Source organism: Paraburkholderia ginsengiterrae, assembly GCF_001645125.1.
Classification (GTDB): domain Bacteria; phylum Pseudomonadota; class Gammaproteobacteria; order Burkholderiales; family Burkholderiaceae; genus Paraburkholderia; species Paraburkholderia ginsengiterrae.
Map to the genome: position 1 here is coordinate 1 of NZ_LXKA01000145.1, position 495 is coordinate 495.

At 71.7% G+C, this 495-nt stretch carries 1 pseudogene; it reads right to left on the bottom strand.

The annotated features are described in order from the left end of the window. Positions 1-153 precede the first annotated feature (153 nt). Positions 154-495, bottom strand: a pseudogene (locus A6V37_RS43140) (hypothetical protein); the annotation flags it as partial.

The window sequence follows — 495 nt, forward strand, 5'->3', positions numbered from 1 at the left end:
GAAGGAGCAGTAGGGACAGGGGTGGGAGCAGAAGGGGTAGGAGGGACAGGTCGGAAGGGCGGGGGACGGCGTGGGAGTGCAGGGGGGGGGAGTGCGGGTGGGGGCGGTGGAGGTGGCGACGGGGTAGTGGTGGTGTAAGGCAGGCATAAAGTACTACGAGGTGGACCGCGGCAGGGGCATGTGGAGGCTGCTGGCGACAGAGGGAGGCTGGGCGGAGAACGTGGGCGAGGAGGGGGGAGGCCGGCAGGGGGGCGGAGAGTGGTGGGGGATCGGGGCGCCAAGGTGCGGGAACAGCGCGAGGCAGGGAACGAAGCGAACCGCCGCGGCGACGAAGGAGGCGATGCAGAGCGGAATGGGCGGGGCGCGGTTGCATGCCGCGAGGCCGGTCAGCAGCAACGCCAGAGGCGTGATCGCGTAGCCGGTTGCCGCGCGCGTGGCGAGCGGCAGACGCATGAGGGCCTGCAGGCGCCCGAGCGCACCGGTACGCACCACCAC